This window comes from Micromonospora sp. NPDC000316, assembly GCF_042898885.1.
Classification (GTDB): domain Bacteria; phylum Actinomycetota; class Actinomycetes; order Mycobacteriales; family Micromonosporaceae; genus Micromonospora.
The window spans coordinates 659,789-679,870 of sequence record NZ_JBIAZG010000002.1; the positions used below are offsets into that span (position 1 = coordinate 659,789).

Genomic DNA, 20,082 nt, shown 5'->3' on the forward strand with positions numbered 1-20,082 from the left:
GGGAGAGGCGATGGCCGCGCTGGTGTCACCCCGCGTCGGCGGGCTCGCCCGTGGCTGTCTCCGCCTCGTCGTCTCCGCCGCCGGGTGCCGGGTGCGCTGTGGCGCGCAGGGTGACCGACAGGTCTGTGTGGTCGACCTCGAAGAGGGTGCCGGCTGGGAAGGCCGTCAACGTCTCGGGCGGCAGCTGGATCGTCCCGTCGCCGGCCACCACGGCGAAGTCGCGGCCGTTGCGTCCTTCGGCTCCGACTCGGCCGTCCCGGATGGTGACGGCTCTGCCCAGTCGGGTGCCGACCTCGCTGTCGTGGGTGACGACGACCACTGTGGTGCCCCGCTGCGCGTTGATGGTGGACAGCGCCGCGAGCACCTCGTCGCGGCCGGCGGCGTCGAGTTGACTGGTCGGCTCGTCGACCAGGAGTAGCCCGGGACCGGCGGCGAGCCCCTGCGCCAGAGCGGCCCGTTGACGCTGCCCCGGCGTCAGATCGGCTACTCGCCGCGCGCTGGCGTCGGCGAGGCCGACGAGGTCCAGGATCGCCTCCGGCGGGTTCAGCCGCCGCCCGGTGAGGCGTGCGGCGGGTCGCTGTGCCAGCCAGACGTTGCGCCACAGCGACACGTACGGCAGCAGGTTGCGTTCGGCGCCCTGCAGGACGGTGCCGACAGTGGCGCCGCGTAGGGCGGCCAGGCCCGACGAGGAGAGCCGGGACAACTCGTGGTCGCCCACGTAGACGCGACCGGCGGAGGGCTGCATGAGCCCGCCGAGGATCGCCACCAACGTGGACTTCCCGGAGCCGGACGGGCCCACCAGCGCCAGCATCTCACCGGCGGAGATCTGCAGGTCCACGCCGGAGAGGGCGACGACGTCGCCGGTCCCGGTGGGGTAGATGTGGATCAGCCGGTGGCAGGTCACCGCCACGCCCGCCGCGCTCGTCACGGCGGTCATCGGCTGGTCCGACGGCGAACCGAGGCGGCGACGACCCGACCGAGCACCGCCGCGGTGACGGCGAAGAGCGCCACAGTCGGCACGATGAACAACAGCAGACGGTCGACATCGGGCCACTCGGGCAAAGGGAGCGGCGAGCGGCCGTCGCTGAAGATGCGCTGCCCGCTTCGCGTGAGGGGCCAGATCGTCAGGATGGCGAGACCACCCGACACGGTGGCGACCGCGACCGGCCACCCGTAGCCGCCCCGGACGGCGCGCGGTGACAGGCCCTGTCGACGCAGCGCCACAAGCATGGCCACCCGGTTGCGCTTCTCGGCCGCCGCCATCGCGACCAGGCCGGCCGACCCGATCAGGACCCCGGCCAGCGCGGCGAACAGGTTGAAGCGCACCGCGAGCGCCGCGCCCTGTCTGTCGAATTCCTCTCGCTCGCCGGCGATCGTCCGGTCATCCCTGATGACCAGACCCCGCGCGCGAAGCCGGTCGAGGATGTCGGCGGGTGCCGACTGCGCCAACCAGACCTCCTTGACGCCAGCCTGGCCGGCGACGGCGAGCCGATCGGCGTACTCCAAATCGACGATCACGCCGGACCCGCCGAGCCGCGGCAGACGGTCGACCACGCCCGAGGCCCACGCCTGGGATGGTGCCCCGTCGATCCCCTCGTAGGCGTGAGCCCAGCCGAGCGGCGTCCCCGCTGACCGGGTCAGGTAAGCGGGTAACGGGAACGGCGAATCGGCGACGCTGATGCCAGCAGGCCTTTCCCGCCGGCCCTCCGACACGTCGAGAACCAGCGCCGCGCGACTTCCGCCCGCGGCGGTGACCTCGGTGCTGTCCTTGTCGGACAGCCTCCAACGCTTGAGGTCGGCGAACTGCGCACCGGTCAGGCGGACCGTGTCGCCGTCGTTGTCGCCGTCACCATCCGTGTCGCCGTCTCCGATGCGCAGCTCCTCGAAGCGGACGCGCAGGGGCCTGGCGACGACTGGAGCGACGATCTCGAGGTTGACGACCCGGCATTCCTGCGCGCACTCCGGAACCGTCATGACGTATTCCCGCAGACCGGGTCTGACGTAGTCGCGCGCGATGATCAGACGTGTGCCGTCAGCACCGGCAACCGTGACCGAGAGGCGGACCCGATTGCCGCCGAACGCGTCCACGTCGAAGGTGGCGTCGGCGACTACTGTGAGCAGCCGTCCCCGCAGCCGCAACGGTTCTCCAGGCGGATCCGGGCGGATCGTTCGCGCGATGTCCGCCATGGACGCGCCGTAGGACGAGTGCGGAGCCGCCACCGCCGCCAGCCGCCCGGAGTCCACGGCGAGCACCGGTGTGCCGGCCCGGGAGGGCGCGTCCGTCACCACAGTGGCCATGGCGAAGTGCCCGTCAGGATCGACCGCCCGCACGGCTGCCAACAGGTGTGAACGGGACGTGGCGTCGACCTCTACCACGCGGGGAGCGCCCACCTCGACAGTTGCCCGATCGCTGTAGGCGCCCGACGCGACCTCGCTCGTCGCGGCGGTGAAGGTGAGCATCGCGACAACAACTGTGAGCAGCGCGATCAGGGGCCGGAACCGTGGTTGCCGGGCCACCTGCACGAGGGCCAGACCGACTGTCGTCCTGCCTCGCGCCAGCAGCCTCGCACCCACCGCCGCCGCGGCGATCATGGCCACCCGCGCCAGGAGGACGCCTGCGGCGAGCGCACCGACGAGCGGTGCCACCAGAGCGAGCCCGGTCGGCGACCCGCCGGAACGCAGCTGCACCCCGGCGGCCACGGCGACGGACACCGCGACGATGTCACCGATTGTCGCCCGCCATCCCCGCATCCGTGCCGGCACCCGGCGCAGCAGGTCGACAACCGGCGCCGACATCGTCCGGGCCTGGGCCAGCAACACGGCGGCGAGCGCGCCGGCGGCGCCGACGGCGGCGTAGCCGATGGTGGTCGCGTCCACCGTGACGTCGGCGCGAGCCGGCAGGGTGTGCCTGGCGAGCAGTGTGGCTGCGGCAAGGCCGCCGAGGCAGCCCAGGGGGATCGCGGCGAGCACGGGTACGGCGTGCTCGCCGATCGCCAGCGCCCACAGGCGTCGACGTTGCACGCCACGCAGCAGGAGCAGGCCCTGCTCCGGCCTGCGCTCGTCGGCGCCCGAGCTGACCGCCACGAAGAGCACCAACCAGCAGAGCAGGACGAGCAGCCCAGCGCCAAGTGTCACGCCGTCGGCGAGTTGCCCGCGTTGCAGCGCGACGCGGTCGAAGAGCGCCGGCGCGCCGGTGCCGGCCCCGTAGCCCTTACGGGCGCCGTCACGCGTCACCACGTCGACCGCGGCCTGTAGGTCCCGCAGGGACCGGGTGTCCAACATGTGCTCGGTGATGAAGAGGTCGGCAGTCGACCGGTGCACGATGGCACCGTCGTCGGCGAGGTACGCGGACTCGGCGGTGAAGATGGCGTCCTCGGCGCTGCCGGGGGTCGACGTGCCCGCCGGACCCGGCGCCGGTGGTCGGATGAGCTCCGTGCCCCGCCAGTACGGGTCGGTCACGTCGAGGGGCAGGTAGACGCCGGTCACCCGCACCGGAACGGCACCGAACGTGAACTGGTCGCCGACGACGACACCGAGGTGCGCCGCAGTGTGCGTGCTGACCATCACCTCGGGGAGTTGAGCCCCGGCTGTGGACCGGGGGCACGCGCCGGTCACGGAGACCCGCTCGCAGACACCCGCTCGGAAGGTCAGGTTCGAGGTGACCCTCCCGGCCGGGCCGGTGGCCACGCCACCGGTCTGCGAGCCGAAGACGACATCGAACCCGGGCGGCGCAAGTCTTCGGACGTTGGTGCCGAACACGCCCAGGTGGGGGTCACCGGGCATGCCTGCGTACTCGACGGGTTCCTGGAACTGCACTCGAAGCTCCGCCGGCTCCGCGGTGGACACCTCGTGTCGGGCCAGGGCCTGCCCGGTGGCTGCGACGTAGCTGGGCGCGGCCGCGGCGGCGGCACTGGCGAGCACCGCGAGCAGTAGCACCGCCAGGGCTTGTGCCCGGCGGGCCGCGAGAGCTCCCCACATGACGGCCAGCATCGAGTGCGACGTTATCGACGGGCCTGTCGGCCCGCTGTCCCGCGCCGTCGAACCGAGACTGTCCCGTGACCGGCGCCGCTCAGCCGCGCACGACCTCCGCCCGCCCCTCGACGAGGTGGAGTTCCGCGTCGCAGGCGGCGGCCACCTCCGGGTCGTGGGTGGCGAACACGACGGCCGCGCCCCGGCGCGCCTGGTCGTGCAGCAACTCCAGGACCCGCTGCCGATTGCCCGCGTCCAGCTCGCTGGTCACCTCGTCGGCCAGCAGCACGCCGCCGCGCAGGGCCAGGCCGCGGGCGATCGCCGCACGCTGCTGTTGGCCGCCGGACAGCTCCTCGACGAGCTGGTCGGCCTGGCCGGAGAGGCCGAGGAGATCCAGTGTCGCGGCGGTCTGCTGGCGAGCCTCGGGTGCCGACACACCGTCGGCGACGAGTGCCACCTGCACGTTCTCGGCGGCGGTCAGGATCGGGGCCAGGCCGTTGTCCTGCGGAATGAGGACGATCCGGTGCGCCACCGCGTGATCGCGGTCGCGCAGCGGCTGGCCGTCGACTGTCACCGTGCCGTCCCGTGGCCGCAGCAGCCCCGCCATCGCGTTGAGCAGGGTGGTCTTGCCGGCGCCCGACGATCCGGTCAACGCCAGCACCCGCCCCGGGCGGACGGTCACCGACACGTCGCTGAGGACGGCCGGCGCGTCGCCGTAGCCGACAGACACCTCTTGGATTGTCAACATCTGCACCCGCCCTCTCCGGTACCGGCGTCCGCAGAGTGCCACGCGCGACTCGCGCGCACAATCCTCGTCGGCCGCTGCGCCGCCACGCGTCCCGCCGCCTCCGCGGAGCGCCACGCCGATCGCGGCGAGTTGGGGCGCGCGGAGCGCCGTACGGCACGTCCGGGGGCCGAAGACAGGGATGTAGAAAACTTTCGATGGGTGCGTTGACTTCGATGGTTTGCTACACAACAATCAGCGTCAATATTCACCCCTGTCTCTGCATGGGGTGCGGGTCGCCGTCGTCGACGACGTCACAGGTCACACCCTGCTCAGCCTGGCCGGCACCCCGCCCGCCAGCGGCCGCGGGCTCTCCGTCGTCCCGGCCTGAAACCCGCTCCGACGAAAGCGAGGTCACGATGAGACATGGTCGACGATGGGTCGGCGGCGCAGCCGCAGCCCTGCTGATGGTCACGAGCCTGATCGGGGTGGCTCCGGGCGTCGCCGCCGCGGCGGCCACACCCGCCCTCACCGCCGTGGTGACCGCCAAGCTGCTCGGCTCCGCCGAACTGTCCACCGCCGCCGTGCAGCAGCGGGACACGCGCGTCACAGTGACCCGCACCAGCGGCCGGTGGGCGTTCGGCACCGCCGTCGCCCTCGCGCCCCGACAGGAGGACGCCCACCCGACCGGCTCGGTCTTCATCGCCCGGTCCGAGCCCGCCGGGTGGCGGGTCGCCTTCGACGGGGAGGCGGCCTTCAGCGAGCTGGCAGCCGAGTCGCCCCTGGTGGGCAGCCAGGAGAGAAGCGCACTCACCGGCCCGACCCCCCTGTACGCGGGCGGGGACTACCGGACCGGGATGGCCCTGCCGTTCGGGGTGGGCCAGACGTGGACGCTCACGAGCGGCCCGCACGGCTGGGGCGGCACCGAGTCGCCGTACAGCTCGGTGGACCTGGCCGGCGGTGACCAGGTGGTCCGCGCGACCCGGGCCGGCGCGGCGTACACCATGTGTCGGGGTTGGATCCGGGTTATCCACGACCGGGGCTACTCGACCGACTACTACCACCTGTGGAACAGCATCTCGGTCAACGGCGCAAGCGTCGGCCAGGGTGCCGTCCTCGGTAACACCGGCACCGATGTCACATGCGGTGGGGCGGCCTACGGCCGACACGTCCACTTCGGACTCCGACAGAACAGCGCCTACGTGCCGATCGCCGGGCACGACATCGGCAAGTGGGTGCTGGCCAACGGCGGCGCCGCCTACCAGGGCGGGGCGCGGCACGGCTCGGCCTTCGCAGGTGTCGGCGGTGGCCTCTACAACTACGGCGCGCTCGGTTTCAACCAGGGAGTGGTCGACGCGAACGGCGGTGGGGTGCTCACTCGCCGCGCCGGCCCGGGAACGGGTTACGGCTCGCTCGGCTCGGTGGCCGACGGCGCCACAGTCACCATCTCCTGCTCCGCCAACGGCACCTCGCACACCGGGCGGTACGGCACCACGGCGCTCTGGAACCGGTTGAGCGACGGCAGTTGGGTGTCCGACGCGTACCTGTCGACAGGTGTGAACGGGCCGGTCAACGGCTGGTGCTGACGAGTTCGACAGCCGAGGTTGGCGGCCGGCCGGCCGCCAACCTCAGACACCGCGAGGAGTGCCCATGCCCGTTCGACCCTCCTACCGACGTCGCCTCCTGCTCGCCCTGACCACAGCCCTGACCACGGCCCTGGCCGGAGTCGTCTCGGTCGCGTCACCGGCCGCCGCCGACCCCACCGGGATCGGCACCCTCAGCACCGACTACGGGCCGGCCGCGTGGGCGCCGGCCAGCACGAGCAACTACACAGCGGCCAGCCGCCCGGGCAGCCACCAGGTGACCCGCATCGTCATCCACACGGCGCAGGGCTCCTACTCCGGCACCGTCGGCTGGTTCCAGAACCCGGCGGCGCAGGCCAGCGCGCACTACACCTTCAGGTCCTCCGACGGGGCCGTCACCCAGTCGGTGCGGGAGAAGGACATCGCCTGGCACGCCGGCAACTGGACCTACAACACCCAGACGATAGGCATCGAGCACGAGGGGTACGTCGACAACGCCGCGTGGCTCACCGACGCGATGTACCGGGCGTCCGCAGCGCTCACCCGCAACCTCGCCAACAGGTACGGCATCCCGAAGAACCGGGCGTCCATCATCGGGCACAACGAAGTGCCCGGCGCGACACACACCGACCCGGGCCCGAACTGGAACTGGACCTACTACATGCAGTTGGTCAACGGGATCACCGGCATCGGCTCCGGCACGGTGAGCACCAGCGCGAGCACCCTCAACGTGCGCTCCGGCCCCGGCGCCAGTTATCCGGTCGTCGGTTCGGTCGCCGACGGCGCCACAGTCGCCGTCTACTGCCAGGCCCTCGGCAGCACGGTCACCGGCCCGTACGGCACGACATCCGTCTGGAACCGGATCGGCACCAACCGGTACGTCTCCGACGCGTACCTGCTGACCGGGTACGACGGATACATCCCGAACGTGCCGCGCTGCTGACGGCCCGGCCCGACGCCAGCTCACCGCCCTTCCGGAGCGGTGAGCTGGCCCGGGGGTTCCCGGCACCCGGACCACGGGCGTTGGCGGCGTCTGTCATGCTCGGGCCGGTGACGACCGGCCGCCCCACCCGAGCCCGCTCCCACCGCCGCCCCCGGAGCCGGATCATCGGCCTCCTCGTCGCGCTCGTCGCGCTGGCCGTCGTCGTCGGTGTGGCAGTGGTCGCCGTGCCGATGCTGCGCCCGGCCGGCCCCCGCCCGCTCTTCCAGATGCCTGTCGCCTGCGGTGAGACGTGGCAGCTCAGCACCTACCCCGGCCACGACGACTACGACGTCGACCTGTTTCCGACCGAGGGTGAGACGTGGGGGCGGCCGGTGCTCGCGTCGTACGCCGGCACCGTCACCGTGGCGGGTGTCAACGGGTCGGTGGGCGGGCGTAACCCGGACAACCCGGAGGGCCCGCGCGGTCGGGGCGGCGGGTACTGGGTGAAGATCGACCACGGCGGCAAGTGGGAGACGCAGTATCTGCACCTGCTCGAACCGCCGATGGTGAAGGAGGGCCAGAAGGTCGCCCAGGGCGAGCAGATCGGCCGGCTCGGCAGCACCGGCAACTCCGGTGCCCCGCACCTGCACTACGAGCAGCGTCGCGGCTGGGAGAAGGTCGAGACCCACTTCGACGGGGAGCCGTCGGGCATCACCACCGACGAGCGCGAGCAGATCCTCAAGCGGGTGAGCAACAACTGCCCGCCCGCGTGACGCGACCGTCCGCCGAGGACTGCCGCTGACGTTTGCCAGGTGTGGCTCGGGGCACTGTCTCTGACGAACAGTTCAGACTCAGGGAGGAGCCGACCGTGACCAAGGGTGACGTCGACACGTACCACGAGGACGGGCAGTGGAAGAACCGCCCGGAGGGCAACGAGCGCGCCAGCAGCACGCACGAGGACAAGGCCGACGCGCAGGCGCAGGGTCGCGAGATGGCGGCCGACCGTGGCGTCGAGCACGTGATCAAGAAGCAGGACGGCACGATCGGGGAGAAGAACACCTACCCGCGCAGCCGCGACCCGCGGGAGATCCCGGGCTGACCGCGTCCCGCCTCCCCGCGACCGACCTCCTCGGCCCTGCCGCAGGAGGTCGGTCCGCGTTCGGGAGTCACTCGTCGTGTGCGGGTGGGCCCGATCAGGCCGGCACCACGTACGGGAACGTGTCGGACCGCGCGCCCCTTGTGACGTCCGAGGTGAGGCCGGAGGTCATGGCGGTGTTCAGCACCAGGGAGAACATCACCTCGGGCGCGTTGTCGGCCATGGTACGACCGTTGCGGGCGGCGAAGCCGTAGTTGGCCGCCGTCCCGACCTTGTAGGACAGCAGGTCGGGGTAGAGCTGCCGTGCCACGCTCCACCCGTACGACTGCGGATCCGCAGCGGTGCCGTTCGCCGCCACGACTCCGGCCACCGCCGACGCGATCTCCTCGCCGTCCTCCGGGAGATCCTGACCGGGATGCCGCGCGTTGGCCGGGTCGGAGAAGTCGGTGTCGGTGGGCCAGAAGATCGGCCACATCATCGGGTGGCCGGCGCGGTTGATCTGGCGCCAGCCGCCCGCGTCGGTGGCCAGCAGCGTGCGGCACCAGACGCCGATCTCGGTGCCGTCGCGCAGCAGCGGCTCGTCCTGGGACACCTCGATGACTATCGACTCGACAGTGGTGCCGGCGAAGCTGTTGGTGGCCTGGTCGGCCCGCCACGCCGACCGGTCCACCTTGGCGCGGTTCTTGAACGCGGCGTTGACCGTCGCGAGCTGACCGAGGTCGATGTAGAACGGGTCGGTGATCCGCCCGGCCCAGACCCGGAAGTTGCCTCCGCCGCACACCTCGCCGGTGCGGCCCTGGACGACGGGAGTGCCCATCGCGCTGTCGTCGCGGGCATCGGAGCCGGTGAGTTCGTACACCTGGAGGGTCTGCCTGCTGTCGCCGTCCAGCTCACCGAAGGCGAACCGGTAGGCCAACTCCTCGGTCTCCGCGCCGTTGAAGTGAATCTTGAACTCGTAGCGCGCCTCGGCGTGGAAGCCCCGTTTGATGTCGGCCTTCGTCACCGAGCTGTTGACGTCCATGACGAAGACCGTGGCGCGGTCGCCGTTGAAGACGTACAGGTCGTCGATGTAGAGCTGACCGCCCTGGGCTGCGAGGGGGGTGTCGAGGTGGTGCGACATCTGGCTCTCTCCTGGCGACGCCGAATCGGGATGATCCGAACATTAGCCGCGATTCGGCGCGCACTCCCGGCATCGGCCAAAGCCGTCCTCGCTGGCGTTCAGGGTGTCCGCTGCGCGATGACCGCCGCGCGGAGGCGGTCGACGGCTTCCGCGCGTGCGCCGGTCAGCGACGGCTCGTCCGTGAGCCGCGCCGGACGTACCTCGACGTGCCGGGGCATCCGGTCGAAGGCAGCGGTGATGGCGTCGAGGATCACCGGATGGTTGCCCCAGGAGCCGCCGATCAGCACCAGCCGGGGATCGCTGAGCGCGACGATGGCGGCGAGCACCCCGCTGACGGCATGCCCCAACGCGGCGCTGCCGGCCGCCGGGAGGTGGCGGACCCGCTCGACGTCGATGGCTGTCGTGCCGGCGTGGCGGAGGTCCAGGTCGCCGAACACGTCGATAAACCGGGTTGCCTGGCCGTGTGGGCCGGTGGTCAGTAGGTGCGCGATCTCGCCGGCGACGCCGGTGTGGCCCCGGCGTACCGCGCCGTCGCTGACGACCGCGCACCCCAGCCCCTCGCCGAGGAAGACGTAGGCGAAGTCGCGCAGGCCGGCCGGGTCGAGGTCGCGTTCGGCCTGCGCCGCCCAGTTGACGTCGTTGTCGACGATGACCGGGCCGGCGACGTGTGGCGTCAGCACCGCGACCGGGTCGAGATCGCCGACAAGGAACGGTGCGTCGGGTAGCCGGACCAGTCGGCCGGTGCCGCGGTGCACCGGGTCGGCGGCGCTGACGACCGCCAGCCGGATGGTTCCCGCGCCGCCCTCCCGGACCTCCGCCACCGCCGAGCGCAGCGCGGCGGCCACCCGTTCGGCGTGGGCCGGCCGGCTGATGTCGTGCCGGGTCCGTCCGACGACGTCGCCATGGGCGTCGACCCGTTCGACCACCACCCCGTCGGGAGCGATGCTGACGGACAGGGCGGTGCCGGCGGTGCCGGCGAGGGCGTAGTACGAGCCGACGCGGCCCATGCCCCGCCCGCCGGGGGTCCGCTCCCCGGTGTCGACCACGAGCCCGGCCTCGGTCAGTCGGCGCACGCTCTCACCAACAGTGGGCTTGGACAGGCCGCTGCGGGCCGCCAGGTCGGCGCGGGTCAGCCGCCGCTCCCGCATCAACTCGCGCAGCACGTGCTCGTCGGTGAGCGAGCGGAGCAGCTCCAGTGAGGGCTTGACGGTGGTCACGTCGCGATTCTAGGCAGGAGTCTTGCCTAGAAGTGTGCACGCGCCTAGTGTCTTTTCCAAGAAGGAGCCCTTACTAGAAGGAGTCGCGCCATGAACGCCACGCCCGACCTGGCCGTCGCCCCGCTCCCGTCGCTGCCGCACTGGGAGTCGACGCCGGACGACCTCCCGTCCGCCATCCGTGAGATCAAGGCGGCGCTACGGACCCGGATCGAGGCCTCCGGCCGGACGGTCGAGGAGGTGTTCGCGGTCGTCGAGCGGCGCGTCCGGGCGCGGGTCGACGAGATCACCGCCGCGCGGGACCGCGGCGAGGAGATCTGGCCGGTCATCGAGTACGCGGACATCGCCGCCGGCACCGTGTCGGCCGAGGCGGTCGCGAAGCTCCGTCAGCGCGGGTGCCTCGTCGTACGCGGGCACTTCGACCGCCAGCAGGCCCTGGACTGGGACCGCGACATCGTCGACTACGTGGACTCCAACCGGTTCTTCGAGGCGTACCGGGGCCCCGGCGACGACTTCTTCGGCAGCGTGGGGTCGAAACCCGAGATCTACCCGATCTACTGGTCGGCCGCCCAGATGCAGGCTCGGCAGAGCGACCGGATGGCCCGCGTGCAGGCGTTCCTCAACAGTCAGTGGAAGCACGAGTCCGACGGCGTGCGCTGGTTCGACCCCGACCGTGACTCGCTCTACCCGGACCGGATCCGCCGCCGGCCGCCGGGCGCCGACTCCAACGGGCTGGGCACCCACCTCGACCCCGGCACCCTGGACCTGTGGATGACCGAGGCGTACCAGAGGGCGTTCCGGCACCTCTTCGACGGGACTGTCGAGCGGTACGACCCGTGGGACGCCGCCCACCGGACCGCCGGCCCGCAGTACCCCGGCAGCACCATGTGCTCGGCCTTCCGGACCTTCCAGGGCTGGACCGCCCTGTCCGACATGGACCACGACCAGGGTGTGCTGCACACCGTCCCGATCCCGGAGGCGATGGCCTATCTGATGCTGCGGCCGCTGCTTGCCGACGTGCCCGCGGACGACATGTGCGGCGTCACGGTCAACCAGGTCTTCCCGGTCAGCGAGCGGTGGCACCCGCTGTTGGTGGAGGCCCTCAGCGGCATTCCCGACGTCCGGGCGGGCGACTCCGTCTGGTGGCACTGCGACATGATCCACAGCGTGGCGCCGGTGCGGGACCAGCAGGGGTGGGGCAACGTCATGTACATCCCCGCGGCACCGTGGTGCCCGCGCAACGAGCGGTACTCGGCGGCCGTCCGCGAGGCCTTCCGGACCGGGTCGAGCCCCACCGACTTTCCGGCCGAGGACTACGAGCGCGACTGGCCCGACCGCTTCCGGGCCGACGACCTCAACTCCACCGGGCGGCGTGGCCTGGGGCTCGACTGATCAACGGTGTGCGGGCCACCCGACCGTGTGGTCGGGCGGCCCGCACGCCTGTGGTGGGTCCTCAGAAGCGGGACCACTTCTGGTTGGACGCACCGAGGCAGTCCCACAGGTGCAGCTTGCCGCCGTTGTTGGGGTTGGCCTCCCGGACGTCCACGCAGCGGTTGGCGCTGATGTTGACCAGGTCGCCGGCGCCGTTGAGGGTGAAGCGTTGGGCGGGATTGCCGTTGCAGGTCACCAGGTTGACCTCGGTGCCGTTGGCGGTGCCGGCCCAGGCGGGGTCCATGCACTTGCCCATCGCGCGGACGGTCCCGTCCGAGGCGAAGGTCCAGGCCTGCGCGGCTGTGGTGTTGCAGTCCCAGATCTGTAGCTTGGCGCCGTCGACCGGGTTGGCGCTGGGGATGTCGATGCAGCGGCCGCTCTGCGCCCCGCGGAGCCGGGTGGTGCCGGGAGCCGGGTTGCCGCCGCCGTCGGAGGTGTAGCTGGACACCCGGACGTAGTCGACGAGCATCTGCTGTGGGAACTGCGTGGAGCCGTCCGGGTAGCCGGGCCAGTTACCGCCGACAGCCACGTTGAGGATCATGAAGAACGGGTGGTCGAACACCCAGCGGTTGCCGCCGAGGCGGGCAGGGTCGACCCGGTGGTACTGCACGCCGTCCAGGTACCAGGTGATCACGTTCGGCTCCCAGTCCACCCGGTAGGTGTGGAAGCCGTCGGCGAGCGGGCCGCCGATCGTGCGGCTGCCGGTGATGCCGCCGCCGCCGGAGTAACCCGGGCCGTGCACGGTGCCGTAGACGGTGTTGGGCTCCCGGCCGATGTTCTCCATGATGTCGATCTCGCCGGCGTCGGGCCACCCGCCGCCGGTGCCGAGCATCCAGAACGCGGGCCAGATGCCCTGGCCGCGCGGAATCTTGATGCGGGCCTCGAACCGGCCGTACGTCTGGGTGAAGGTGGCCGCGCTCAGCAGCCGCGCCGACGTGTACTCGCAGCGCCCGTAGTGGCACTGGTAGTTGGCGGGGTTGTCCCGGCGGGCGGTGATGACCAGGTTGCCCTGGCCATCGTGGACGGCGTTGCTCGTGCTGTTCGTGTAGTACTGCCGCTCGTTGTTGCCCCAACCGCCGCCGCCGATGTCGAAGCGCCACTTGTTCTGGTCGACGGGCGTGCCGGCCGAGGCGTTGAACTCGTCCTGCCACGTGATCGGGCCGATGGCGGCCTCGGCTTGGTCGTTGTGTCCGGGAAGGACGAGGGCGGCGGCGGTGGCGATGAGCGCGACCGCCGCGAGGACGAGGGGTCGCAGGCGGGCGGTGGGGCGGGCTGTGAACACGGGAGGCTCCTCAGCGGGAGGGGGTGGCGGAGGCTTCGCGCCGGAGAGTCCGGAGAGCGCTCTCTATACCGAAGGATGTCGATGTGCCTTCTTTCTGTCAAGAGTGTTTCCAATTCGAGGATGTGGTGAACACCGATGGTTACGAGCCCGAAACGCGCCTAACTCCGATAGGGGGCGAATCGACTCTTCCTATTGCCGTCAGCCGTCCATGGGGGACAGGATGACGGAGGCTCGCTCGAAACCTCCCCGTAACGTGCGAGCTGCTGGTCTCTGTCACAAGGAAGTGGGAGTCAGTCATGAGCGACGCGTCGACGGCGCTGGGTGTGCGCCTCTACCCGGACCTGGTCGAGCGGGGTGGCCTGGCCCCCGCGCTCATCGAGACCGCCGCCCGGCACCACCTCGACCTCGGCCGGGTGACCGCCCCCGAGGAGGGCCGTGCCCGGTTCACCTGCGCCGAGCTGCACTCCGAGCAGGGCGTCGTCTGCGTCGGGCTCGGCGCTCAGGCCCGATACTTCATGGTCGATCTTCGGATTGATGGTGAGGTCCAGGCCCGGGGCGACGCCATGGATCTGCTCCAGGTGGCCCAGATGGCCGCGGCCTGGCGCGCCGGGTCGACGCTCGCCGAGCTCACCGCCCGGTTCGCGTTCATGGAGGAGATGAAGCGCCGCACCGCACCGGCCGCCCAGGTCGGCTAGCCAGACCCGGCACCCGAGGGCCCTGCCGCCCGGCTGCGGTGCGCGTCAACAGCGCAGCCGGGGTGGCAACGGCGCTCCGCCCGTGGCGGCACGGTCCAGATAGGTCGACTCGACGAACGCGAGGAAGTGCTGCGCGTCGCTCGCGTTCGACATCAGACCGAACGAGACGCGGACCGCGCCGCCGGTCGGCAACCGCAGCGCGTCGAGGTACTTGTCGATCGTGTCGACACGGGCAAGCAGGTGGCCACGCAGCGAGTCCCTGTCGATCCCGAATGCCACCTCCGCCGCGCCCGGATTGCAGAAACAGCCCGTACGCAACAGGAAGCCGGCGGCCCTGGCCTCTCGCGAGACGAGCCGCTCGTCGACGAGTGTTCCGTCCGGGTGACGGACGTTGAATGTCACGGTGCCGCCCCGGCCCTCGCCTGTCACCGGCCCGTACACCTGCGCCAGCGGCTCGCCGGTGCGGTGCCGCAGCGTGGTCAACCGGGCCAGCAGCCACTCGGTGAGCAGCCCGACCCGGGTGTGCGCGAGGTCCACACCTATCGAGTCGAGCCAGTGCACCCCGAACTCCACGTCGGGGATGCTCAGGAAGTTGGGCGTGCCGTCCTCGAACGCCGACTCGTCGTCCATCGGCTGGTGCCAGTCGCCCTGCACGCTCACCGCGCGGATCGTGCCACCGGAGAACCACGGCCGGCGCAGCCGGGCCAGCGCGTCCCGGCGGGCCAGCAGCGCGCCGACGCCCGTCGGGTAGCCGAACAGCTTGTACCAGCTCAGGCAGACGAACTCGGGCCGTACGACGCTCAGATCCAGCCGGTTCGTCGGCGCGAACGCGGCGGCGTCGAGCAGCACGTCGTAGCCGTGCCGGTGGGCCAACTCCACCCAGCTCAGCGGATGCTGCACCCCGGAGAAGTTGCTCTGCGCCGGGTACGCGAAGAGCCCGCGCCCGCCCCGTCGCCCGGGCAGCCCATGCTGACCGGCGGTCAGCACACCGCCCAGGTCCGACTCGGCGACTCGCAGCTCCGGGCCGGCCAGCGGCACGTACCGTACCGGCGCGTGCGCCGCCCGGGCGTACTCGCGGATGCCGTTGACCGAGTTGTGGTTGTCCCACGTCAGCGCGAACGGTGTCGTCGGACCGAAGTCGTACGCCTCGCCGACCAGCCGGCACGCGCCGCTGGCGTTCGGGGTGAAGACGACCGCGTACTCGGACGGGTCGGCGCGGAAGAAGTCGAGCACCGCCCGACGGGCGGAGTCCACTGTTGCGCCGGACGCCTCCGAGCTGGGGTTCTCCGAGTGCGGGTTGCTATGCAGCCCGGCGAGCAGCCTGTCGTAGTGGGCGCGCACCTGCGCCTGCGCGGCGACCCCGGACCCGGTGTAGTCGAGGTAGACCTGACCCGTCTGGTCCAAGTGCCGGTAGTCGGTGGCGCGCACGTCGTCGAGGCGTGTGGTGGCGGCGTACCCCGGCATGGCCGTCGGTGTGCTCTGCTCGATCGTCATGGCGAAGGCCCGATCCTGTCGGTGGTGTGTCCGCCTGAATATCGCGCCTCGCCGATGCGATGTCTGTCGCGACGCCGACCTGCGCGCTCCCCGGCGGCGGCGGGCACGGGTTGGCATGAACGCGCGGGCGGCGGGAAGACCGGCGTCCGGGGGAGGCCACCGCGCGAGGGGATTCGGGATGAGAGCCGTCGTGTACGCGGACGTCCGCGCCGTCGCCGTGCGAGAGGTGCCCGACGCGACGCTGGAGGCGGAGACCGACGCGCTCGTGCGGATCACCTCCACCGCCCTGTGCGGCACCGACCTGCACATGTATGACGGGCGGACCGGCGCGGAGCCGGGGCTGGTGCTCGGCCATGAGCCGCTGGGCGTCGTGCAGCAGGTGGGCAGCGCGGTGCAGACCGTCCGGCCGGGCACCCGCGTGGTCATCCCGACGCACCTGTTCTGCGGGACATGCGTGATGTGTGCCCGAGGCCTGCCTGCGGGCGCGGGCCGAGGCGCCGGGGGCCGCGTACGGCTACGCCGGGATGGGCCCCTACCGGGGTGCCCAGGCCGACCTGTTGCGCGTGCCGTGGGCCGACGCGAACTGCGTGCCGCTGCCGGGGGAGCCCGGCGACGCGTACGAGGACGACTTCGTGCTGCTCGCCGACGCGTTCGTCACCGGTTGGCACGCCGCCGCCACCCTCGCCGACGTGCAGCCCGGCGACACCGTTGCCGTGTTCGGCGCCGGCACCATCGGCCTGCTCAGCGCCTACTCGGCGCTGATCCGGGGCGCGCGGGTCGTGTACTGCGTGGACGGCGTCGACGCCCGGCTCGACAAGGCCGGTGAGATCGGCGCGGTGCCTGTCGACTTCCGGCACGGCGACCCGGTCGAGCAGATTCGCGCGGACCGTGCCCGGGCAGGGCTGCCGCTCGGCGAGGAGAAGCTGGGCGGGATCGACAAGGTCATCGACGCGGTCGGGTTCCAGGCCCGCGACCGCGAGCACCCCGACCAGGAGCGCCCCGACCAGGTCATCGCCGACGCGGCCCGGCTGGTCAACACCGCCGGCTCGATCGCCGTCGCGGGCGTGTACCCGGACAAGGACCTGCATCCCCGCCCCGGCGCCAGCACCCATGAGGATCTGCGCGCCCCGTGGGGGACGTTGTTCAGCAAGGGCGTCGCGGTGCGGTTCGGCCGTACCCACGACCGCCGCTACACTCTGCTGCTGCGGGACCTGGTCGTCGCCGGCCGTGCCCGACCCAGCATGATCGTCACCCACCACGGCACCCTCGCCGACGCTCCGGAGTTGTACCGCAGCTTCGACCGCCGGGAGGACGGGGTGATCAAGGCGGTGCTGCACCCGAGCTGAACGGCTCGGCTTATCGCATCGACGTTCCCGGTTGTGGAGGCGTTGGCGCGTACCGCTGGCGGTCCTGCCTGGTGAGAGCTCCCGGGCAGCGGCCGGGGTCGATCAGGGCGAAATCGCCAGGTCGACGGCTGTGCGCGCAGCGGATCCATGGTGGCCGAGTGGCTGTGGGGACCGCTGGGGCAGGCGAACACAGTGCTACGTCTATATTGCCGGATTGTTACATTTTCAACAGGCTCTCGCCTTGCAGATCGGCCGTCCGCCGCAATACGTTGCCGTCAACAACAAAACCGAGTGAAGGTCCAACCTTCCGGAGGCAACGATGACGTTGGCGAGGTGGTACGAGCGATGAGCAACGTGCCCATCCTCCTTGAGATGCGTGCCATCACCAAGGAGTTCCCCGGAGTCAAGGCCCTCTCCGACGTCAACCTGGTGGTTCGCGCCGGCGAGATCCATGCCATCTGCGGCGAGAACGGCGCGGGCAAGTCCACGCTGATGAAGGTGCTCAGCGGGGTCTACCCGCACGGCACCTATGACGGCAAGATCATCTACCAGGGGTCGGAGAGCAGGTTCTCCGACATCCGGTCGAGCGAGAACGCCGGCATCGTGATCATCCACCAGGAGCTCGCGCTCATTCCGGACATGTCGATCGCCGAGAACATCTTCCTCGGCAACGAACCGCGCAAGCGGGGCGCGATCGACTGGAAGGCCGCGAACCGGATGGCACTGGACCTGATGGCCCGGGTCGGCCTCCAGGAGAACCCGGACACCCTGATCAAGGACATCGGGGTCGGCAAGCAGCAGCTGGTGGAGATCGCCAAGGCGTTCGCCAAGGACGTCAAGCTGCTCATCCTGGACGAGCCGACGGCCGCGCTGAACGAGGCCGACTCCCGGCACCTGCTGGACCTGCTGCGTGGCTTCCGCTCGCGCGGCATCACCTCGATCATGATCTCGCACAAGCTGAACGAGATCGAGGCGATCGCCGACCAGATCACGATCCTGCGCGACGGCAAGACGGTCGAGACGCTTGACGTCAAGGCCGACGGGGTCGACGAGGACCGGATCGTGCGGGGCATGGTCGGTCGCGAGCTGAGCAGCCGGTTCCCGGACCACACTCCCAAGATCGGTGAGGTCTTCTTCGAGGTCCGCGACTGGAACGTGCGGCACCCGATCTCCGCCGACCGGCAGGTCTGCAAGAACGAGAGTTTCGTGGTGCGCCGCGGCGAGATCGTCGGCTTCGCCGGCCTGATGGGCGCGGGCCGCACCGAGCTGGCGATGAGCGTGTTCGGCCGCTCGTACGGGGTGTACGAGTCGGGCACGATCATCAAGGACGGCAAGGAGATCGTCCTGAAGTCCGTGGCGGACGCGATCGACAACGGGCTCGCGTACGTCAGTGAGGACCGCAAGGCGATCGGCCTCAACCTGCTCGACGACATCAAGTCGTCGACGGTGGCCGCCAAGCTGTCCAAGATCTCCCACCGCGGGGTTCTGAGCCAGGTGGAGGAATACCAGGCGGCCGAGGCGTACCGCAAGGAGTTGCGGACGAAGGCGCCGACTGTCGACGAGAGCGTCTCCAAGCTCTCCGGCGGTAACCAGCAGAAGGTGGTGCTGGCGAAGTGGATGTTCACGGATCCGGACCTGCTGATCCTCGACGAGCCGACGCGCGGCATCGACGTGGGCGCCAAGTACGAGATCTACGGCATCATCCAGCGGCTCGCCGACCAGGGGAAGGGCGTCGTCGTCATCTCCTCGGAGCTGCCTGAGCTGCTCGGGCTCTGCGACCGCATCTACACCGTGTTCGAAGGCGCCATCACGGGCGACATCGCCCGGGCCGACGCCACCCCCGAAAACCTCATGAAGCAGATGACCTCGACGAAGAAGATGGCCACACGATGAGCCGATTGAAGGACCTTCAGAAGAACCTGTTCGGAGGGACCACCTCCAACGCTCGCCAGTTCGGGATGATCTTCACCCTGGTGGCGATCGTCGTCCTGTTCCAGATCCTCACGGACGGCCTGACCCTGCGATCGGACAACCTGATCGCGCTGTTCCAGCAGAACTCGTACATTCTGATCCTGGCCATCGGCATGCTCATGGTGATCGTCGCCGGGCACATCGACCTCTCGGTCGGCTCCGTCGCCGCCTTCGCGGGCATCCTCGTGGCCAAGTCGATGGCCGACTGGTCACTGCCCTGGCCCGTGGCCATCCTCTTCGGCCTCGGAATCGGCGCGCTCATCGGCGCCTGGCAGGGCTTCTGGGTGGCCTACGTCGGGGTGCCGGCGTTCATCGTCACCCTGGCGGGCATGCTGCTCTTCCGCGGTGGCAACCAGTTCATCGGTAACGCGAACACGATCCCGGTGCCGGAGGGCTTCCGGGAGATCGGCTCCGGCTTCCTGCCCGAGTTCGGGCCGAACACGGGCTACAACAACGCCACGCTGCTGCTCGGTCTGGCCGCGGCGGTGGCGGTGGTGTGGCGCGAGATCCAGGCCCGCAAGACCCGTCGGGCGATGGACGCCGAGCCGGCGCCGATGTGGGTCTCGATCCTGCGGATGGCCATCATGGTCGGGGTCATCGCCTTCGCCGCGCTGCGCTTCGCCAGCGGTCGCGTCGGCACCAGCTTCCCGATCTCCGGCATCATCCTGCTGGTCCTGGTGATCGCGTACTCCTTCTACACCCGCAACACGGCCGGCGGCCGGCACATCTACGCGGTGGGCGGCAACTCCCGGGCGGCCGAGCTGTCAGGTGTGAAGCTCAAGCGGGTCAACTTCTTCGTCATGATGAACATGTCCGTCCTGGCCGCGCTGGCCGGCATGATCTTCGTGGCCCGTTCGGCGGCCTCCGGTCCGCAGGACGGCAACGGCTGGGAACTGGACGCGATCGCCGCGGTCTTCATCGGCGGCGCGGCCGTCTCCGGCGGTATCGGCACCATCAGCGGGTCGATCGTTGGTGGTCTCGTCATGGCCGTGCTCAACAACGGCCTGCAACTCATGGGCGTCGGCACCGACCGCGTCCAGATCATCAAGGGCCTGGTCCTGCTGCTGGCCGTCGCGATCGACGTCTACAACAAGAGCCAGGGTCGTTTCTCGATCATCGGAAGCCTGACGCGGCCGTTCCGACGCGAGGATTCCGGACCGCCCGCCTCACCGCCGGACGCGGAGCGTGAGCCCGCCAAGGCAGCGGTGTCCGGCTGACGGCCACCGACCCTCACC

General features: G+C 70.7%; 16 protein-coding genes and 1 pseudogene. 10 read left to right on the forward strand and 7 right to left on the reverse strand.

Annotated features, from left to right (window positions below; genetic code table 11):
- Positions 1 to 25: 25 nt before the first annotated feature.
- The 3 genes from ACFY2Q_RS07595 to ACFY2Q_RS07605 all read right to left on the reverse strand — a co-directional run bounded on the left by ACFY2Q_RS07595 (position 26) and on the right by ACFY2Q_RS07605 (position 4,723).
- Entirely contained in the window at positions 26 to 937 is a 912-nt protein-coding gene (locus ACFY2Q_RS07595) for an ABC transporter ATP-binding protein (RefSeq protein WP_387128350.1), read from the reverse strand.
- Positions 934 to 3,990, reverse strand: a complete 3,057-nt coding sequence (locus tag ACFY2Q_RS07600) for an FtsX-like permease family protein (RefSeq protein WP_387128351.1) — start codon at positions 3,988 to 3,990, stop codon at positions 934 to 936. The genes ACFY2Q_RS07595 and ACFY2Q_RS07600 overlap by 4 nt, the downstream gene beginning before the upstream one ends.
- Positions 3,991 to 4,069: 79 nt before the next feature.
- Positions 4,070 to 4,723 carry an ABC transporter ATP-binding protein gene (locus tag ACFY2Q_RS07605; RefSeq protein ID WP_387128352.1) on the reverse strand — a complete coding sequence of 218 codons (654 nt, stop codon included), beginning with the start codon at positions 4,721 to 4,723 and terminating at the stop codon, positions 4,070 to 4,072.
- A 389-nt stretch (positions 4,724 to 5,112) separates the two neighbouring features.
- Between ACFY2Q_RS07605 and ACFY2Q_RS07610 the strand changes: the two genes are divergently transcribed.
- The 4 genes from ACFY2Q_RS07610 (at position 5,113) to ACFY2Q_RS07625 (ending at position 8,297) form a co-directional block, all read left to right on the forward strand.
- Positions 5,113 to 6,279: a peptidoglycan DD-metalloendopeptidase family protein gene (locus ACFY2Q_RS07610; protein ID WP_387128353.1), complete on the forward strand. Its 1,167-nt coding sequence runs from the start codon at positions 5,113 to 5,115 to the stop codon at positions 6,277 to 6,279.
- 64 nt (positions 6,280 to 6,343) lie between these two features.
- On the forward strand, positions 6,344 to 7,219 hold the full coding sequence (locus tag ACFY2Q_RS07615) for an N-acetylmuramoyl-L-alanine amidase (protein WP_387128354.1): 876 nt from the start codon (positions 6,344 to 6,346) through the stop codon (positions 7,217 to 7,219).
- Between the two features lie 107 nt (positions 7,220 to 7,326).
- Positions 7,327 to 7,971, forward strand: coding sequence for a M23 family metallopeptidase (locus ACFY2Q_RS07620; protein WP_387128355.1), 645 nt, complete (start codon positions 7,327 to 7,329; stop codon positions 7,969 to 7,971).
- 95 nt (positions 7,972 to 8,066) lie between these two features.
- Positions 8,067 to 8,297, forward strand: coding sequence for a DUF2188 domain-containing protein (locus ACFY2Q_RS07625; RefSeq protein ID WP_387128356.1), 231 nt, complete (start codon positions 8,067 to 8,069; stop codon positions 8,295 to 8,297).
- Between the two features lie 94 nt (positions 8,298 to 8,391).
- On the opposite strand, the gene ACFY2Q_RS07630 is transcribed toward ACFY2Q_RS07625, so the two are convergent.
- On the reverse strand, positions 8,392 to 9,414 hold the full coding sequence (locus ACFY2Q_RS07630) for a DUF4331 family protein (protein ID WP_387128357.1): 1,023 nt from the start codon (positions 9,412 to 9,414) through the stop codon (positions 8,392 to 8,394).
- Positions 9,415 to 9,512: 98 nt separating this feature from the next.
- Positions 9,513 to 10,631, reverse strand: a complete 1,119-nt coding sequence (locus ACFY2Q_RS07635; RefSeq protein ID WP_387128358.1) for an ROK family transcriptional regulator — start codon at positions 10,629 to 10,631, stop codon at positions 9,513 to 9,515.
- Between the two features lie 90 nt (positions 10,632 to 10,721).
- On the opposite strand from ACFY2Q_RS07635, the gene ACFY2Q_RS07640 reads away from it, so the two are divergent.
- Positions 10,722 to 12,020 (forward strand): DUF1479 domain-containing protein, encoded by a 1,299-nt coding sequence (locus tag ACFY2Q_RS07640; RefSeq protein ID WP_387128359.1) that lies wholly within the window; start codon positions 10,722 to 10,724, stop codon positions 12,018 to 12,020.
- A 61-nt stretch (positions 12,021 to 12,081) separates the two neighbouring features.
- Here the strand turns inward: ACFY2Q_RS07640 and ACFY2Q_RS07645 are convergent, their stop codons facing one another.
- On the reverse strand, positions 12,082 to 13,341 hold the full coding sequence (locus tag ACFY2Q_RS07645) for a family 16 glycosylhydrolase (RefSeq protein WP_387128360.1): 1,260 nt from the start codon (positions 13,339 to 13,341) through the stop codon (positions 12,082 to 12,084).
- Positions 13,342 to 13,637: 296 nt separating this feature from the next.
- Here ACFY2Q_RS07645 and ACFY2Q_RS07650 point away from each other — a divergent pair, with 296 nt between their 5' ends.
- Entirely contained in the window at positions 13,638 to 14,036 is a 399-nt protein-coding gene (locus tag ACFY2Q_RS07650) for a hypothetical protein (RefSeq protein WP_387128361.1), read from the forward strand.
- Positions 14,037 to 14,081: 45 nt separating this feature from the next.
- On the opposite strand, the gene ACFY2Q_RS07655 is transcribed toward ACFY2Q_RS07650, so the two are convergent.
- Complete coding sequence (locus tag ACFY2Q_RS07655) at positions 14,082 to 15,530, reverse strand: aminotransferase class V-fold PLP-dependent enzyme (RefSeq protein ID WP_387128362.1); 1,449 nt, start codon at positions 15,528 to 15,530, stop codon at positions 14,082 to 14,084.
- A gap of 307 nt (positions 15,531 to 15,837) precedes the next feature.
- On the opposite strand from ACFY2Q_RS07655, the pseudogene ACFY2Q_RS07660 reads away from it, so the two are divergent.
- The 4 genes and pseudogenes from ACFY2Q_RS07660 to mmsB form a co-directional block, all read left to right on the forward strand.
- Positions 15,838 to 15,963 (forward strand): annotated as a pseudogene (locus ACFY2Q_RS07660) (alcohol dehydrogenase catalytic domain-containing protein); the annotation flags it as partial.
- A gap of 28 nt (positions 15,964 to 15,991) precedes the next feature.
- Entirely contained in the window at positions 15,992 to 16,876 is an 885-nt protein-coding gene (locus tag ACFY2Q_RS07665; protein WP_387128491.1) for an alcohol dehydrogenase, read from the forward strand.
- Positions 16,877 to 17,221: 345 nt separating this feature from the next.
- Positions 17,222 to 18,769, forward strand: coding sequence for a multiple monosaccharide ABC transporter ATP-binding protein (mmsA, locus tag ACFY2Q_RS07670; RefSeq protein WP_387128363.1), 1,548 nt, complete (start codon positions 17,222 to 17,224; stop codon positions 18,767 to 18,769).
- Positions 18,766 to 20,064 carry a multiple monosaccharide ABC transporter permease gene (gene mmsB / locus ACFY2Q_RS07675; RefSeq protein ID WP_387128364.1) on the forward strand — a complete coding sequence of 433 codons (1,299 nt, stop codon included), beginning with the start codon at positions 18,766 to 18,768 and terminating at the stop codon, positions 20,062 to 20,064. Before mmsA ends, mmsB begins: the two co-directional genes overlap by 4 nt.
- The last annotated feature ends 18 nt before the right edge of the window (positions 20,065 to 20,082 follow it).

What these genes read in the sequence shown, in the direction of transcription:
- ACFY2Q_RS07630 (WP_387128357.1), bottom strand. Translation starts at nt 9,414, where the DNA reads ATGTCGCACCACCTCGACACCCCCCTCGCAGCCCAGGGCGGTCAGCTC.
- ACFY2Q_RS07640 (WP_387128359.1), top strand. Translation starts at nt 10,722, where the DNA reads ATGAACGCCACGCCCGACCTGGCCGTCGCCCCGCTCCCGTCGCTGCCG.
- ACFY2Q_RS07655 (WP_387128362.1), bottom strand. Translation starts at nt 15,530, where the DNA reads ATGACGATCGAGCAGAGCACACCGACGGCCATGCCGGGGTACGCCGCC.
- ACFY2Q_RS07600 (WP_387128351.1), bottom strand. Translation starts at nt 3,990, where the DNA reads ATGCTGGCCGTCATGTGGGGAGCTCTCGCGGCCCGCCGGGCACAAGCC.
- mmsA (WP_387128363.1), top strand. Translation starts at nt 17,222, where the DNA reads ATGAGCAACGTGCCCATCCTCCTTGAGATGCGTGCCATCACCAAGGAG.
- ACFY2Q_RS07650 (WP_387128361.1), top strand. Translation starts at nt 13,638, where the DNA reads ATGAGCGACGCGTCGACGGCGCTGGGTGTGCGCCTCTACCCGGACCTG.
- ACFY2Q_RS07595 (WP_387128350.1), bottom strand. Translation starts at nt 937, where the DNA reads ATGACCGCCGTGACGAGCGCGGCGGGCGTGGCGGTGACCTGCCACCGG.
- ACFY2Q_RS07615 (WP_387128354.1), top strand. Translation starts at nt 6,344, where the DNA reads ATGCCCGTTCGACCCTCCTACCGACGTCGCCTCCTGCTCGCCCTGACC.
- mmsB (WP_387128364.1), top strand. Translation starts at nt 18,766, where the DNA reads ATGAGCCGATTGAAGGACCTTCAGAAGAACCTGTTCGGAGGGACCACC.
- ACFY2Q_RS07610 (WP_387128353.1), top strand. Translation starts at nt 5,113, where the DNA reads ATGAGACATGGTCGACGATGGGTCGGCGGCGCAGCCGCAGCCCTGCTG.